Source organism: Telmatospirillum siberiense, assembly GCF_002845745.1.
Lineage (GTDB): Bacteria > Pseudomonadota > Alphaproteobacteria > Rhodospirillales > Magnetospirillaceae > Telmatospirillum > Telmatospirillum siberiense.
Genome location: NZ_PIUM01000015.1, coordinates 1 through 14,460, shown reverse-complemented (window position 1 = coordinate 14,460; position 14,460 = coordinate 1). Strand labels below are relative to the sequence as shown.

The window sequence follows — 14,460 nt, the reverse complement described above, 5'->3', positions numbered from 1 at the left end:
GTCAATTTGAGACGATGCGCATTGCTCTATATCAACCCGACATCCCCCAGAACACCGGAACCATTCTTCGTCTCGCCGCCTGTTTCGGTGTCGGCGTCGATGTCATCGAGCCCTGCGGCTTCGTCTGGGACGACCGCCGTCTGCGTCGCGCGGGCATGGATTATCTGGAACTCGCGCAACTGCGCCGCCACGAATCCTGGACGGCCTTCCTGGGAAACCGCCCGGCGGGACGGCTCGTCTTATTGTCGACGCGGGCCGACGCCCCGCATTTTTCCTTCGCCTTTCGTCCGGACGATATCCTGCTCCTCGGCCGGGAAAGCGCCGGCGTCCCCGACGAGGTGCACGACCTCGCGGATGAACGTCTGCGCATTCCGATGGTCGCCGGGGCACGCTCGCTGAACGTCGCGCTCTCCGCCGCCCTGGTCCTGGGCGAGGCCTTGCGCCAAACCGACGGCTTTCCCGCGCCGATACCCGGACAGGCCGCCCCTCCCTGGAGAACCGCCGGTGATCGATGAACAGTGCGAAAAAGCCGCCGCCTGGTTCGCCGAATTGCGCGACCAGCTTTGCCGGGATTTCGAACGATTGGAGGAAACCTTCACCGAAAGCCCCGATCCAGCCGGCCATTTCATCCGCACGTCCTGGCGGCGTCAGGGCGAGCCGGAAAATCCCGGAAACGAAGATCTCGGCGGCGGCGAGATGGCCTTGATGCACGGGCGCGTCTTCGAAAAAATCGGCGTCAACGTCTCGGTGGTCAACGGAACCTTAAACCCGGAATTCCGCCGGGCAATCCCCGGGGGTGACGCGGCGCAGGGCCGCTTCTGGGCGGCCGGCATCTCGGTGGTGGCCCATCCCCGCTCCCCCTTGGTGCCGGCGGCCCATATGAACACGCGAATGATCTCCACCGACCATGGCTGGTTCGGCGGCGGCGCCGACCTGACCCCGACCTTCCCCGACAAAACGGACGCCGAGGACTTCCATGCGGCCCTCAAGGCCGCCTGCGACACCCATGCCGTCGCCGACTACGACCGCTACAAGGCCTGGTGCGATCGGTACTTCTATCTGCCTCATCGCCAGGAGGCGCGCGGCGTGGGCGGTATCTTCTTCGACGAACTGGCCTCCGGCGACTGGTCCGCCGACTTCGCCTTCGTCCGCGACGTCGGCCTGGCCTTCCGTGACGCCTATGGACGCCTGGTCGCCCGGCATCTGCATACCCCCTGGAACGACGAGCAGAGGCGGGCCCAACTGATCAAGCGCGGAAGATATGTCGAGTTCAATCTTCTCTACGACCGCGGCACCACTTTCGGACTGAAGACCGGCGGCAACGTCGAAGCCATCCTGATGAGTCTCCCGCCCGCCGTAATCTGGCCGTAATCTGGCTGTAATGGCTGTAAAATGTTAGCTTTTCGAAATTGATGCCGCGGGCGTCGTCGTAAGGGAGAAAGACTCCGGATGCGCAGAGCAGCGCTTGCAGCACTCGTCTTGACAACGGCGGCCGGCATCGCGGGCGCAAGTTTGTGGCTGCGTCCGGCCGAGCCTCCCCCTCCTCCTCCGGCGGCACCGGATATCCAGGACGAGGCATCGGCGCTGGCCGCCAGCAAGGGGCTGGTCTGGCGGGAAAAGGACAGTCTCAGCCTGCGCCTGAAATCGGGCGAGATCCTGACCTTGACCGACCGCACGACCTGCGGCGACATGCCCTGCCCGAAAGAGCTTTCGGTCCGCTACCGTTATCTGGGCTGGAATAATATGAACGGCGGCTACGACCTTCGAATCGCCCCCTCTTCCGCGCCGAAAATGCTCCTGCCCTACAGCGATGACGACGTCACCCTCGTCGACAGCCGGCACGCCGAACGTACCAGCGGCGCCCCCTTGACCATACCGCCCCCGCCACAGGCAGCCGAGACGGATGAGAGCTTGGCCGAATGGCTGACGGACATCACCAACGGCCGCAACCAGGGAGAGGCGCCCCTGATCGCCAGCAGCCACGGGAAAGCCAGCCGCAACGGCTCTCTGCTCCGCCTGGAACTCGCCGACGGGCATCACCTGAGCTTGACCGACGACCTGATCTGCGGCCAGATCGCCTGCCCGCAGCAGGTGTTCCGCTCTTATGATTACGCGGGCTTGAGCCCGGACGGGCGCTTCCACGTGGTCGAGGAACATTGGAACGAGGCCAACGCGGCTATTCTGGTCGATACCCGGACAGGCGGCACCAGCTTCCTGCTGGGCGTCCCCAAATTCGCCCCCAACGGACGGCGGGCCGTGGCCAGCGTGACCGACCTGGCTTGGTCGGCCCCCCGCCGTCTTGAAGTCTGGTCCTTAAGCGGCGCCGCCCCCGGCATCGAATTTTCGCTTTCCGCCAAGGACGAGGACGACACGGTTTACGAAGTGCTCGGCTGGGCGGATTCCGACCACGTCCGCCTGCGCCGCGGCCCTTGGGCGGCCGAGCAGCGCAGCCCGGCCATGCTGGCCCATGACGGCACGGGCTGGCACATGGAGGCCTCGGACAGCACCAATTAGAGCGCGTTGCGTTTAGATTGAATCGCGTTCGTTAGCCCGAGCGGCGTTTGAGCATTTGAAAAAACGGAGTTTTTTTAGCGTCACGCAAGCCTAGTCGTCGGCGTAAGGGTTGCGGCGTTTGCGCATGGCGAAACGGATCGGAACCCCGGGAAGCCCGAAAGTCTCGCGCAGACCATTGACCAGATAGCGCCCGTAGGAGTCGGGCATTTCATCGGCCCGCTGGGTGAACACAGCGAAGGTCGGCGGCCTCGTCCGCACCTGGGTCATGTAGCGAAGGCGAATGCGCCGACCGCCCTGGGTGGCCGGCGGCGGATGCCGTTCGGTCATTTCGGCCAGCCAGCGGTTGAGATGGCTCGTCGGAACACGGCGATTCCAAATCTCATAGATGTCGACCACCGCGTCCATCAGCTGGTCCAGTCCTTTGCCGGACAAGGCCGACATGGTCACCGTCGGCACGCCGCGGACCTGGGGCAATGACGTCTCCAAACGGTCCTGGAGGCGGGCCAGGGCCTCTCGGCGCTTCTCGACCACATCCCACTTGTTGACGACGATCACCAGGGCCCTGCCCTCCTCGATGGCCAACCGGGCGATGGTTAGATCCTGCTTGTCGAGGATGGCGTTGGCATCCATCACCAGGACGACCACATGGGCCATGCGGATCGCCGCGATGGTATTTGACGTCGAAAGCCGTTCGACCGAATCCGAGACATTGGCCCGACGGCGCAGGCCGGCGGTATCGACCAGACGGATGGTCCGCCCCTTGTACGCCCATTCGCTGGCGATGGCGTCGCGGGTCAGCCCGGCCTCCGGCCCGGTAAGCATGCGATCCTCGCCCAATAAGCGGTTGACGATGGTCGACTTGCCGACGTTGGGACGCCCGACCACGGCCATCTGCAAAGGACGGGCCGCCGCCGCCGCCTCGGCTTCGGCATGGATGTCGCCATCCTCGATGTCATCGTCGCCTTTTCCGGCGTCCGCATCCGCCCAATCCCAGTCATCCTCGTCTTCCGGCGACGCCTCCAGCCCGTCATGCTTCCTGGCATGGGGGAGCAAGGCCTCATACAGATCGTCCAGCCCCTCGCCATGTTCGGCCGAGAAGGGCACGGGATCTCCCAATCCCAGGCCGTAAGACTCGTAAAGGCCGGGAGCGCCGGCCTTCCCCTCGCACTTGTTGGCGACCAGGATGACCGGCGTCGGGCTTTTGCGCAGATGGTCGGCGAAAAAGGCGTCGAGCGGCGTCACCCCGGCCCGCGCATCGATGAGGAACAAGACGACGTCGGCATCACGGATGGCCTGTTCCGTCTGACCGCGCATCCGACCTTCGATGGAATCGTCGGTGGCATCCTCCAGACCGGCGGTATCGATCAGGGTAAAGGCCATGTCGGCGATGCCGCCCTGGCCCTCGCGGCGGTCACGCGTCACCCCGGGGCGATCGTGAACGATCGCCACCCGCCGGCCGATCAGCCGGTTGAACAAGGTGGACTTTCCCACATTGGGACGCCCGATGATGGCTACCTTGAAACCCATGGGTTGCCGGACCCTTCTCTCTCTTTTTGAAGCAGGCCTTTCGGCCAAAATATACCAGCTCAGGAAGCATTACGCCCCCAAAGCCAAACCGGCACTCCGAGCCGGACCGCCAGTCAGGCTCAGGCGCCGCTCGGGCTAGAGGGCCTGGTTCGGTAATTCCGTCCCAGGCCCCAAGCTTTTATGCGAAGCGTCTCTCCTCCCGGCTTGGGCCGGGCGAAAAGCGCCGCTCGTCAGCGATAGGCGATCAGATCGCCGTCCACGGTCACGAACAACAATGTCTCACCGGCGACGATCGGCGGAATGGTGACACCGGCCGGAAGTTCCACTTCGCCCAGCTTCTCGCCGGTGTAGGGCGAGAAGGAAACGGCCTTACCCACCGAGGAAACCACGATCAGGCGGTCGGAGGCCAGCACGGGGCCGCTCCAAACCTGGCGATCGGTCTTGTCCTCCTCGTCAACCCAGCGCTCCAGCGGCTTGACCCAGCGGACCTGGCCCGTTTCGGCCTCGAAGCAGGCGAGTTCCGGACCATTGGTCACCAGATAGATGAAATCCCCGGCAACCCACGGCGTTTGGATCGATCCGACTTCCTTGTCCCAAATGCGCCGTCCGGTCCGCAAATCGATCGCCGCGAAGATATCGGCGTTGCCCACGGCGAAGACCCGTCCCCGGTCGACGACCGGCAGGCCGCGGATATCGGTCAAGGTGGCCACCTGGTCGGTCCGCTTCAAGCTGGAAATGACCTCGCTCCACTGCACCGTGCCATTCTCGATGCGCAGGGCGAACAACTCGCCGGAGCTATAGGGGGTCAGGACGGTGTTGCCGTCGACGGCCGGACTGGTCCCCCCCAGCATGGAGGCGACTTCGCTGATGCCATTGTGGTGCCACAGCTCATGTCCGTCTTCGGTCGACAGCGCCAGCGTCGAGTTGTCGACGGTCACCACCAGAACACGGCCGGCACGAACCGTCGGAGCGCCGCGAACCGGCGAAGGTAGGCTGCGCCGCCAAAGAATCTTGCCATCCGCCGCATTGAGGGCGAGCAACTCGGCGAATTGATTGGTGATGTAGAGCTTGCCTTCCTCGTAGGCGAGGCCGCCGCCATAGCTGCCGTCTCCGGTGTCCTCGGGCGCCAGATCCGTCTTCCACAGGCGATGCCCGTCCTTGAGATCGTAGGCCGACGCCACCGATTCGGCGTCCATGGCGAAAACCTTGCCCACGGCGACGATCGGCTGGGTCATGAAGACCCGGCGTTTCTCGGCACCAGCCCCGATATTGGCATCCCAGGCCTGATGCAGGTTGGGCCCAAGCGCCAGATGATACATGGAGTGCGGCGGATAGCCTCCGGCCTGCGGCCATTCGGGAACGTTCTCCGGCGGGGGCAAAACGATGGAGGTCTTGCTGCCCGCATCCGGCTCCAGGGTCTTCGTTTGGGAAAGAATGCTGATTCGCTTGCCCGGCAAGGGCGGCGTCGGATTATCCCCGAACCAGGTGTCACCTGAACAAGCTGCAAGAAACCCGCAAGAAGCGAGGATAACGGCGAAACGACGCATCGTGAGGATCCCCATCAGCCCTTGGCCTTGTCGGCGGCGGGCGGTAAAACGGCAAGCATTTCGGCGGCGCGGGCGCGGATACCCGCCGGCGCCTGCAGATCATCGGCGAGCTGCTTGTAAAGCAGGGCGGCCTTTTGGGCATCCCCCTTCTTCTGCGCAAGCAGCGCCAGGATCTCGGTTGCGGAAAAATGCCAGGGATTGGCAACGGCGCTGAGCGGCGCCACGCGGCTTTCGAGGGCGGCGGCATCCCCGGAATCGAGCGTCAGCAGCGCCACCTTCAAAACCGCGAGATCGCGGTAGAGAGCCGGGCCGGAGGAATTGGCGACCTGGTCATAGGCCGCGGCGGCACCCACCACATCGCCCTGTCCAAGCAGCAGTTCGGCGCGCCGCATGCCGGCCGCCGTGGCGAAACCGGTGTGCCCGTCGGAGGACAGCTTGGCCAGCGCCTCCGCGCTCTCGGCGGTTTTGCCCTGAGCCACCAAATCCTGGGCCGCCTCGAACCGGGCCGCTTCCTGCTGACGCTGGCGCCCTTGCCATTCCTGCCAGCCTTGGTAGCCGGCAACGACCAGGATAACGGCGACGACCGCGGCAACGATATAATTGCCGTATCGTTTCCACAGCTTATGATATTGGTCGCGGCGGAGTTCCTCTTCGACCTCCTGGATAAGAAGGTCACCCGCGCTATCGTGATCGCTGGAGCTCACCGTTCACTCTCTCCTTAAAACGGAACGGCGGCCAACATAGCGCCGGCTTGGCGTCAAGGCAAATGCGGCTTGCGTTGACGCGTTGACTCTCTCTTAACCGAAGCGGTGATATGGGTGGACGTTGCGCAATAATCCGTCGGTGGGATTGACCATGGGGCGTACGCTCATCTGCCTTCTTTCGATCGTCGCTCTTTCCGGCTGCGGAGCCTGGAACGGGACGACCAAGGCTCTCCAGCCGATCACCCCTCCCGCGGTGACTTACGTGCTGGCCGACGGCATCAGCCTCATCAACACGCAGAAAACCATCGAGGACCACGTCATATCGCTGATCACCGGCATGGACTGCTCGACCGTCCGCGCCTCGAAAGGCGATCATTATTGCCTGGAACCACCGCAGGCGACGCCGGTCTACATCAGGACCAGCTATTGCTACAAAAGCATCGCCAGGGTGAGCTGCTACGACCAGCCGCTGGAAAGCGATGCCAACCGGCTCTACGGCATCCGCATCGAGCGGGTTCCGATCACTACCGCCATCAACAGCGGCACCCTCCCGGCCTCCGCCCCTCAATAACCGGAACCGATTCCCGTCCGCCGGCGGGCGAACGCGCCTTCGACGCCCTATACCACCCGTTCGAAGGTGCCCGCTTCGTTGTCGGTGGTCAGAAGCTCACCCTTCTCGATGTCGAAATACCAACCGTGCAGGAACAGCTTACCGGCGGCGACCCGTTCGCGAACCCAAGGGAATTCGGCCAGATTGGCCAGCGAGATCTTCACGGTTTCAAGCTCGCAGATCCGATGCAGCAACTCAGGGTCGCCGTCACCGACTTGTGCCAGGGCGGCATCCCGGGCGGGTTCCGCCACGCGCATCCAGGGGCCGATGAAATCGCCCTCATGGGCGCCCAGAAGCGCGCTCACGCCACCGCAATGGGCATGTCCGAGCACAATGATGTGCTCGACCTTCAGCGAGCAGACGGCGAATTCGATGGCGGCGCTGGTCCCGTGGTTGGCACCGTCCGGCGAAAAAGGCGGGACCAGATTGGCGACGTTGCGCAATGAGAAGATCTCGCCCGGCGCGGCGTTGAAGATAAGCCCCGGATCGACGCGCGAATCGCAGCAGGAAATCACCATCGCCTTTGGCGACTGGCCCAGCGCCAGTTGATCGAACATCTCGCGATTCTGCTGGTAGTAGGTCTGGTGAAACAGCCGATATCCTTCGATCAAGCGTCGCATGGTCTCCTCGGGCGTCACATTTCCGGAAGACGCGTATAGCTGGAATCGCTCGAAGGAACAATGCCCGGAACGCAATGGGGCAGGAAAAGCCCGTTCAGCGCTCCATGATCTCGCCTGCCAGTCTGCCGACGGCGTCCGCCACGTCCGGCCCCAGCCCCCGGCCGAAGGACAGATCGCCCGCCTCGATGCCGAACACCGTCAGTTCACGCGGCAGCCCCCCCAAAAGCCGTGCCATCTCCACGGCCTCGGGCAATCCGAAGCTATGGCTGAGATGCGGGAAGGATCGGGCGGGAAGAGGGGCTTCAAGCGCATCGAAGCGCCGGACCGTCCCGACCGGCGCGCCGGATTGCATGGCATCCACCACAATGACCCGATCGGCCTCGCGCCAGGCTTCGAGCAGTTCGGTGCCCTCTCCCGGCAGGATAAGCGTCGCCACGCGCTCGGCCAGGCGCTCGGCGACCGCCGGCCCGGCCCCGTCATCATGGCGCCAGGCGTTGCCGACCCCGATGACCAGCAGGGGAGAAGCCTCCTCACGCCTCATTCCCGCTCCACCGTCAGATCGAGAAAATGGGTCGCGCAGGAAATGCAGGGATCGTAATTGCGGATGGCCTGTTCGCAGCGCCACCGCAAGGCCTCGTCGGAAAGATCGGCATTGGCCTCGACCACCTTCAAAAGATCGTCTTCGATACATTTCTGGTTTTGCGCCGTCGGCGGCACGATCCGCGCGGAAAGGATGCTGCCGTCGTCGGCCAGCCGATAGCGGTGATAGCAGACGCCTCGCGGCGCCTCGGTGCAGCCATGACCGACGCCGGCCCTGGGCTCGACCGTGACGGCGGGGGAATCCGGCTCCTCGTAAGCCTCGACCAGGGCCAGGGCGTCTTCGCAGGACTGCACCATTTCCACGGCCCGAACGACGATCGACTGGAACGGATTGCCGACCACCGGCCCCAATCCGGCGGCATGGGCGGCGTGCCGCGCCGTCTCGGACAGCCGGTCGTGATTGATCGCATAGCGGGCCAATGGCCCCACCTTGTAGCGGGCGTGCCCGTCCTTCATGAAGCCGTGCAAGGCGTTGGAATGAGCGACATGCTCCTCGTCGAAATGGTCGAGGAATTCGGCCGGAGGAATATCCAGTCCGCCGTTGGAGACCAGACGCCCCTGGTGGATGGCGTAGTCGCGCTCGTGGCGCAGGGCCACGAACGTGTAGGCCTGTTCGAGAACCGGGAAGTCGAACCCGCCGACCAGTTTGACGGTGGCCAGACTTTCCTCCACCGCCCATTTGAGATCCTCGGCCAGGGCGCGGATCGCCGCCTTGGCCGGCGCGCGGTAGAAACCGCCGACCTTGAGATTGACCGGATGCACGGCCCGTCCGCCCACCGCTTCGAGAATGTCGTTGCCTATTTTCTTGAGGCGCAGCGCCCGTTCCACCAGAGGCTTGTCGACTTTGGCCAGTTCCAGCGCATCGGGCAAACCCAAGAAATCCGGGGCATGCAGAAGATAGACATGCAAACCGTGGCTCTCGATCCACTCTCCGCAATAGATCAGACGGCGCAGATCGGAGATCACTTGCGGCACGGCGACGCCGAAGGCGTCTTCCATCGCCAGGATCGCGCCCAATTCGTAGGCGATGGGACAAATCCCGCAAATCCGGGCGGTGATGTCGGGCGCCTCGCTGTAATCGCGGCCGACCAGAAAGGCCTCGAAAAAGCGGGGCGGCTCGAAGATGCCGAACTTCACCTCCTGCACCCGGCCGTCCCGAATGCGGACATGCAGCGATCCCTCGCCCTCGACGCGGGCCAGGGCGTCGACTTTTATGGTTCTCGTTCTAACCGCCATGGACTTCGCTCTCCCTGCGGAAGGCGTCCGCATAGGCGTTGAAGCCGCGGAATCGCCGCTGAATATCCCGGCCGTCGAGCCCCATTTCAGCCAATTTCGCGGCCATGGCCACGGTGTTGGGCGTCTCCATCGGACCGAAGCAGCCGAAACAACCGCGTCCCACGGACGGGCAAAGACCGCCGCATCCGGCATGCACCACCGGGCCCAGACAGGGCTCGCTCTTGGCCACGGTGACGCAGACATTGCCCCGCATCTTGCATTCCACGCATTCGGCATGCGGATGCACATTGGGACGACGGCCGTTCAGGCTGGCGTTCAACACCTCCAGCAACTGATGTTTGTTGATCGGACAGCCGCGCAATTCGAAATCGACCCGGACATGCTCCGAAACCGCCGATGAGCGGTCGAGAGTATCGATATATTCGGGATGGGCGTAGACCAGATCGATGAAGTCTTTGACGTCCTTGAAATTGCGCAGGGCCTGAATACCGCCGGCGGTGGCGCAGGCGCCAATGGTGATCAATTTTCGCGATTGCCGCCGAACATGGCGGATGGCCTCGACATCGTGCGGCGTGGTGATCGACCCCTCGACCAGCGAGATGTCGTAGGGCCCCTTCACCACCTTGCGGGTGGCCTCCAGGAAATAGGCGATCTCCACCGCCTCGCTGACGGCCAGAAGCTCCAGTTCGCAATCGAGCAGGGACAATTGGCAACCATCGCAGGAGGAAAACTTCCAGACCGCCAGTTTCGGCCTCTTCCGGTCGGGCATGGCTACAACTCCCGGATTTCGAACAGATGCTCGATCTCATCGAACCGGTAGACCGGTCCGTCCCTGCACATGAAGGTCGGACCGAACTGGCAATGACCGCACAGTCCGATGCCGCATTTCATGTTGCGTTCCAGGGTCACCCAGATGCGCTCGCTGCTCACCCCGCGCTCGTGCAGGGCATCGACCGCCGGCTTGGTCATCACCTCGGAACGGCAGACGAAAGCCTGGGTATCGCCGCCTTCGATGTGCGCCGCGCGAACCGCCGCGGCGACGCTGCCGATACGGCCGCGATAACCGGACGGGGCCGAATGCACGGTGACATGGACGTTGGTATCGAAACGGCCGCGCCAGAGATGCAACTCGTCTTCGTAGAGAATATCGTCGGTTCCGCGCGAGCCGTAGCAGATGATCACGCGGCCGAACTTGTCGCGCTGATGGAGCACTTCGTAGATCAGGGGCCGCAAGGGGGCGAGACCGATGGTGCCGGTGACGAAGACAAGATCGGAACCGTAGATCGGTTCGACCGGCCATGGACGCCCGAACGGCCCGCGCACTCCGATCACGTCGCCGACGCTCAAGCTGGACATCGCCTTGGTCACGGACCCGGCGATCCGGATGGTATGGACGATCTTCTCGCCGTCCCGGCAGTCGCCGCTGATGCTGATCGCCACCTCGCCGACACCGAACAGATAGAGCATGTTGAACTGGCCGGGACGATAGGCGAAGCCGCCGCCGTCCACCGGCACCAGATGCCAGGAGAAAACGCCCGGCACCTCGCTTTTGACCTTGGTGATGCGGAAAGGTCGCGGGATCATCGGATCGACCGGTGCGCCAACGGCATTCCCCTTTGGATATCCATCCATCCGCCGCCCCCCTGTCAATCGAACCCCGCCGGCTCGGTGGCCAGTTCAACGATACGCTCGCGGTTCTGTGCCAGGCGACGCGCCATCACCGGCAGGAACCGCTTGTAGATTTCATAGCCCAGGACCCGGTCGGCCTCCATCTTGCGGCGCAGACAGGCGCCATCGACGCTCACCGCCCGGACGGTGCCGGAAGCCCTGGCGTCGTTGCTCCATTTATAAGGTTTGACCAGCCAGCTCCAGCCGATGATCTCCCCGGCCTCGACCGTTTCGATGGCGATCGGCGGACGGCCGGGAACATAGGCCTCCAGCGTCACCAGGCCATCCCGGATCAGGTAGAATTTGTCAGCCGCCTCGCCCTGCCGGTAGAGATAGCTGCCGGTCCGAAACACCTCGTTGGCGCAGCAGCCGACGATGGTCTCCAGCGCCGAGCCATCCATGTCGGCGAAGAATGGATGGGTCGCCACCAGCGGCCCCAGCCCCTCAATCTGTACCATCGGAACCTCCAGCCTTGCGCAGGCTCTCTATCTCGCGGGTGATGTCGATGCCGACCGGGCACCAGGCGATACAGCGGCCGCAGCCGACGCACCCCGACATGCCGAACTGGCGATGCCAGGTCGACAGCTTATGGGTGAGCCACTGCCGGTAGCGCGACGACGCCTTCTGACGCAGCGCTCCACCGGCGATATGGGAATAGTCGATGGTGAAGCAGCTATCCCAAAGCCGCCATCGCTCGGCGTGATTACCCGAGAGATCGGTCACGTCCTCGACCGTCGTGCAGAAACAGGTGGGACAGACCATGGTGCAATTGCCGCAGGTCAGACAGCGCCCGGCGACATCGTCCCAATGCGGGCTTTCCAGGGACCGCTCCAGGATCCCGGGGGCCTCGGCGTCCATCCGCCGGCTTTGCTGACGGGCGGCCTCCACCGGCTGCGCCGCCGCGATGATTATCTGGGCATCGCTCGCCGGAACGACGCTCAGACGGGACAGCAACGCGGCCCCCGTATCGCTGCCCGCCACCGCCAGGAAGACATGCCCCCCGTCTTCGACGATTTCATTCAGCTTGATATCAAAACGGCCGTCCACCGCGGGGCCGCCCCCCGCCGACGCGCAGAAGCAAGTCCCGACGGCCCGGGCGCATTCGACGGCGATGATGATCACCTTTCCGCGCCGGCTCCGATATCCGGGTTCCTCGAATCCCTCTTGCGAGAAGACACGATCGAGAACGCCGATGGCCGTCAGTTCACAAGCCCGAACACCTAGAAAGGCCATGGGCGGCGAGGCATCGTCGCCTACGGATCGTAAAATACGGAAGCCTCGTCCCGCCCGTTCCGCCCGGAACAGATTTTGCCGCGGCGGATAGAGATGGCGCTTCCAGCCCTGAGCCCCAAGGGAATAGCCGAACAGCGCACCGTCTTCCCCTGCGACCAGGCGATAATGACCTGGACCGCTTTCATCGCTCCATCCCCATGGCATCTCCCCGATGCCGCCCAGGGGCTCGTAGACGACCGCCCCGTCGGCGACTTTCGGCCCGACGACGGGGATGCCATCGCCCCACAGAAGCGCGATCAGGCGATCGAGCTCCGCATGCGTGAAAATCACCTTGTCGCCGATACTGGCCCGCATTTCTCACTCCTCCTGACGAGGATGGAACCCATGGGCGCCGACGCCTGAAAACTCTCTTTTCAAGAGAGTATCACAATCTCATAAATTACCACTGGTGGCGAGCGGCGGACATCCGTCAGTGCAGACGGAAACCGCCCCGCGCCATCAATGCATGCAGATTGCGCAAGACCTCCTCGCCGCGAGCCGGACTGGAGATATCGGCGACGCAGCGCTCCTCGAAATTGGGCTGCCGCAGCAAGGCGACCACCCTTTCACGGGCCAAGGCCTGCGCCTTGCTGGCCGGAGGCAAAACGCGAGCCGCGCAAAATTCGAGAAGACGGATCGCCCGGTCGCGAAGAGGTGCCGAGGGATTGTCGAGCCGCTCGATGACGCCTTCGCGCTTGATATAACCGCTCAGCACCTCGTCCAGGCGATCGAGAAGGCGGGCACGCTCGCCATCGGGCACTCCACCGGTCGAGGCGATCACCTCGTAGATCCGCGTGATCCTCAACAGCTTATCCTTCACCGGCGAAGCGGCCGGCGCCAGGAAATTGATGTCGGGAACGCCGATCAGCCGATGCAAATTGGCGAGGATTTCCGCGATCAGGCCGGCGCCCAACGGACTTGCCGCCAATTCCAGCAGATAGGTGACGGAAAACAAGGGATCCGCCAATGTGACGACGACGCCGCCGACGGCCTGACGCAGGCCGGCTTGTCCGCCGGCCTGCCCCAACAGGACGAAACGGCGGGTCAGGGCTTCGGCGGCATCCGCGCCGCCCATCAGCCCATCGGGGCGGAAGAGCCGGCGAGCCACCTCGCGGAAGGCTTCGCGCTCACGGGATGGATCATGCCGGTTGAGCGGCTGGACGCCCGATAACTGGCGCAGCAACCGCTCCAGCAGCGCCCGGCGCGTCTCCTCGAGACGTCCGCCGGCCAGCAAGGGCGACAAGATGGCGAGTTGTCCTCGCGCATCGCTTCTTTCGTTGTCGAAACGACCGTCGTACAAATCCGCGATCGCGCACAGGGCCTCGGCCAGGTTGCGTTGGACGCCCAGCACATCCTGCAAGGCGGAGGGAACGCCGAACAAATCTGCGATGACGCCGTCGAGCAGGGCGAAGGCCTCGACCCTCTGCGCCGGATCGGTGAGAAGAACCAGCCGTTCGAGCTTGGCCAGCCAGCTGCGGCGCTCCACCAGATCGCGCGACAGAACGACCAGGGAATAGAAGTTCACGTCGTCCGGCGCCGCGAACTGTTCGATTTTCGCCAGGATCTTGCCGAAATCGTCTCCCTTCAATTTCGGCAACCCCGGATGCTCATCGGCTTCCCGGGCCCGGGAAGTCATCCTGGCCACAGCGCGATAGACCTCGTCGCGCCGATCCCGCGGCTCCTCGCCGGCGAACCGCGCCTGGATGGTCGCCACCCGGTCGACGGCAGCCGGGAACAGAGTCTCGACCGCCTGAATCTTCTTGAGGGCCTTGTAGTTGTGAATCAACTCGGTCGGCGTCAGATAGACCCGCTCCAGATATTTGCGGAACAGTCTGTTGATCGTGCCGCGGCTTTCCAGACGGTAATATTCCTCCGTCTTGCGGCAATATGGCGACATCTCGATGGGGACGATGGTCACGTTTACCAATGGCTGGGCGGACGCCATTTCGACGAAGACGACGGTCTCGGTCACCACTCCGTCACCGCGCAACCAGTTTTTTACGACGCGAACGCCCTCGTACTGATGTTTCGCCAGGATTTTTTTGGCCACTGCGCGCGCCGCCGATTCGGTCTCACGGTAATCTTCCATGATCCAGTGATTGCCCCGAGAGACCTGAATCTCGAAGCTGGCCCGCCCATGCGCCTGTCTCTTATACACATCT

Annotated in this window: 15 protein-coding genes; 4 read left to right on the top strand and 11 right to left on the bottom strand. The window is 63.8% G+C overall.

Features of this window, described 5'->3' with window-relative positions:
- The first annotated feature begins 14 nt into the window (after nucleotides 1-14).
- From CWS72_RS13655 to CWS72_RS13645, 3 genes are all read left to right on the top strand, one after another.
- On the top strand, nucleotides 15-515 hold the full coding sequence (locus CWS72_RS13655) for a tRNA (cytidine(34)-2'-O)-methyltransferase (protein ID WP_101251178.1): 501 nt from the start codon (nucleotides 15-17) through the stop codon (nucleotides 513-515).
- A complete protein-coding gene (hemF, locus tag CWS72_RS13650; RefSeq protein ID WP_101251177.1) occupies nucleotides 505-1,371 on the top strand; it encodes an oxygen-dependent coproporphyrinogen oxidase in 867 nt (288 codons plus the stop codon). The genes CWS72_RS13655 and hemF overlap by 11 nt, the downstream gene beginning before the upstream one ends.
- Nucleotides 1,372-1,449: 78 nt before the next feature.
- Nucleotides 1,450-2,514: a hypothetical protein gene (locus CWS72_RS13645; RefSeq protein ID WP_146002744.1), complete on the top strand. Its 1,065-nt coding sequence runs from the start codon at nucleotides 1,450-1,452 to the stop codon at nucleotides 2,512-2,514.
- A 90-nt stretch (nucleotides 2,515-2,604) separates the two neighbouring features.
- Here CWS72_RS13645 and der read toward each other — a convergent pair whose 3' ends face one another.
- The 3 genes from der to CWS72_RS13630 all read right to left on the bottom strand — a co-directional run bounded on the left by der (nucleotide 2,605) and on the right by CWS72_RS13630 (nucleotide 6,292).
- Nucleotides 2,605-4,041, bottom strand: a complete 1,437-nt coding sequence (gene der / locus CWS72_RS13640; protein ID WP_101251175.1) for a ribosome biogenesis GTPase Der — start codon at nucleotides 4,039-4,041, stop codon at nucleotides 2,605-2,607.
- Nucleotides 4,042-4,271: 230 nt separating this feature from the next.
- Nucleotides 4,272-5,588 carry a PQQ-like beta-propeller repeat protein gene (locus CWS72_RS13635; RefSeq protein ID WP_241911723.1) on the bottom strand — a complete coding sequence of 439 codons (1,317 nt, stop codon included), beginning with the start codon at nucleotides 5,586-5,588 and terminating at the stop codon, nucleotides 4,272-4,274.
- Nucleotides 5,589-5,602: 14 nt separating this feature from the next.
- A complete protein-coding gene (locus tag CWS72_RS13630) occupies nucleotides 5,603-6,292 on the bottom strand; it encodes a tetratricopeptide repeat protein (RefSeq protein ID WP_101251173.1) in 690 nt (229 codons plus the stop codon).
- 151 nt (nucleotides 6,293-6,443) lie between these two features.
- Here CWS72_RS13630 and CWS72_RS13625 point away from each other — a divergent pair, with 151 nt between their 5' ends.
- Entirely contained in the window at nucleotides 6,444-6,863 is a 420-nt protein-coding gene (locus CWS72_RS13625) for a hypothetical protein (protein ID WP_101251172.1), read from the top strand.
- A gap of 47 nt (nucleotides 6,864-6,910) precedes the next feature.
- On the opposite strand, the gene CWS72_RS13620 is transcribed toward CWS72_RS13625, so the two are convergent.
- From CWS72_RS13620 to CWS72_RS13585, 8 genes are all read right to left on the bottom strand, one after another.
- Nucleotides 6,911-7,522 (bottom strand): carbonic anhydrase, encoded by a 612-nt coding sequence (locus tag CWS72_RS13620; RefSeq protein ID WP_101251262.1) that lies wholly within the window; start codon nucleotides 7,520-7,522, stop codon nucleotides 6,911-6,913.
- A gap of 94 nt (nucleotides 7,523-7,616) precedes the next feature.
- Entirely contained in the window at nucleotides 7,617-8,063 is a 447-nt protein-coding gene (locus CWS72_RS13615; protein ID WP_101251171.1) for a hydrogenase maturation protease, read from the bottom strand.
- The gene (locus CWS72_RS13610) at nucleotides 8,060-9,358 is read right to left on the bottom strand and encodes a Ni/Fe hydrogenase subunit alpha (protein ID WP_101251170.1); all 1,299 of its coding nucleotides are present in this window, start codon (nucleotides 9,356-9,358) and stop codon (nucleotides 8,060-8,062) included. Before CWS72_RS13610 ends, CWS72_RS13615 begins: the two co-directional genes overlap by 4 nt.
- Nucleotides 9,348-10,127, bottom strand: a complete 780-nt coding sequence (locus CWS72_RS13605) for an NADH-quinone oxidoreductase subunit B family protein (protein ID WP_101251169.1) — start codon at nucleotides 10,125-10,127, stop codon at nucleotides 9,348-9,350. The genes CWS72_RS13610 and CWS72_RS13605 overlap by 11 nt, the downstream gene beginning before the upstream one ends.
- A 2-nt stretch (nucleotides 10,128-10,129) precedes the next feature.
- Nucleotides 10,130-10,990: an FAD/NAD(P)-binding protein gene (locus CWS72_RS13600; RefSeq protein WP_101251168.1), complete on the bottom strand. Its 861-nt coding sequence runs from the start codon at nucleotides 10,988-10,990 to the stop codon at nucleotides 10,130-10,132.
- A 14-nt stretch (nucleotides 10,991-11,004) separates the two neighbouring features.
- Complete coding sequence (locus tag CWS72_RS13595) at nucleotides 11,005-11,484, bottom strand: cyclic nucleotide-binding domain-containing protein (RefSeq protein ID WP_101251167.1); 480 nt, start codon at nucleotides 11,482-11,484, stop codon at nucleotides 11,005-11,007.
- Nucleotides 11,471-12,613 carry a 4Fe-4S dicluster domain-containing protein gene (locus CWS72_RS13590; protein ID WP_101251166.1) on the bottom strand — a complete coding sequence of 381 codons (1,143 nt, stop codon included), beginning with the start codon at nucleotides 12,611-12,613 and terminating at the stop codon, nucleotides 11,471-11,473. Before CWS72_RS13590 ends, CWS72_RS13595 begins: the two co-directional genes overlap by 14 nt.
- A 115-nt stretch (nucleotides 12,614-12,728) precedes the next feature.
- Nucleotides 12,729-14,460, bottom strand: a 1,732-nt coding sequence (locus CWS72_RS13585) for a hypothetical protein (protein ID WP_101251165.1), incomplete at its 5' end; no start/stop codon positions are given.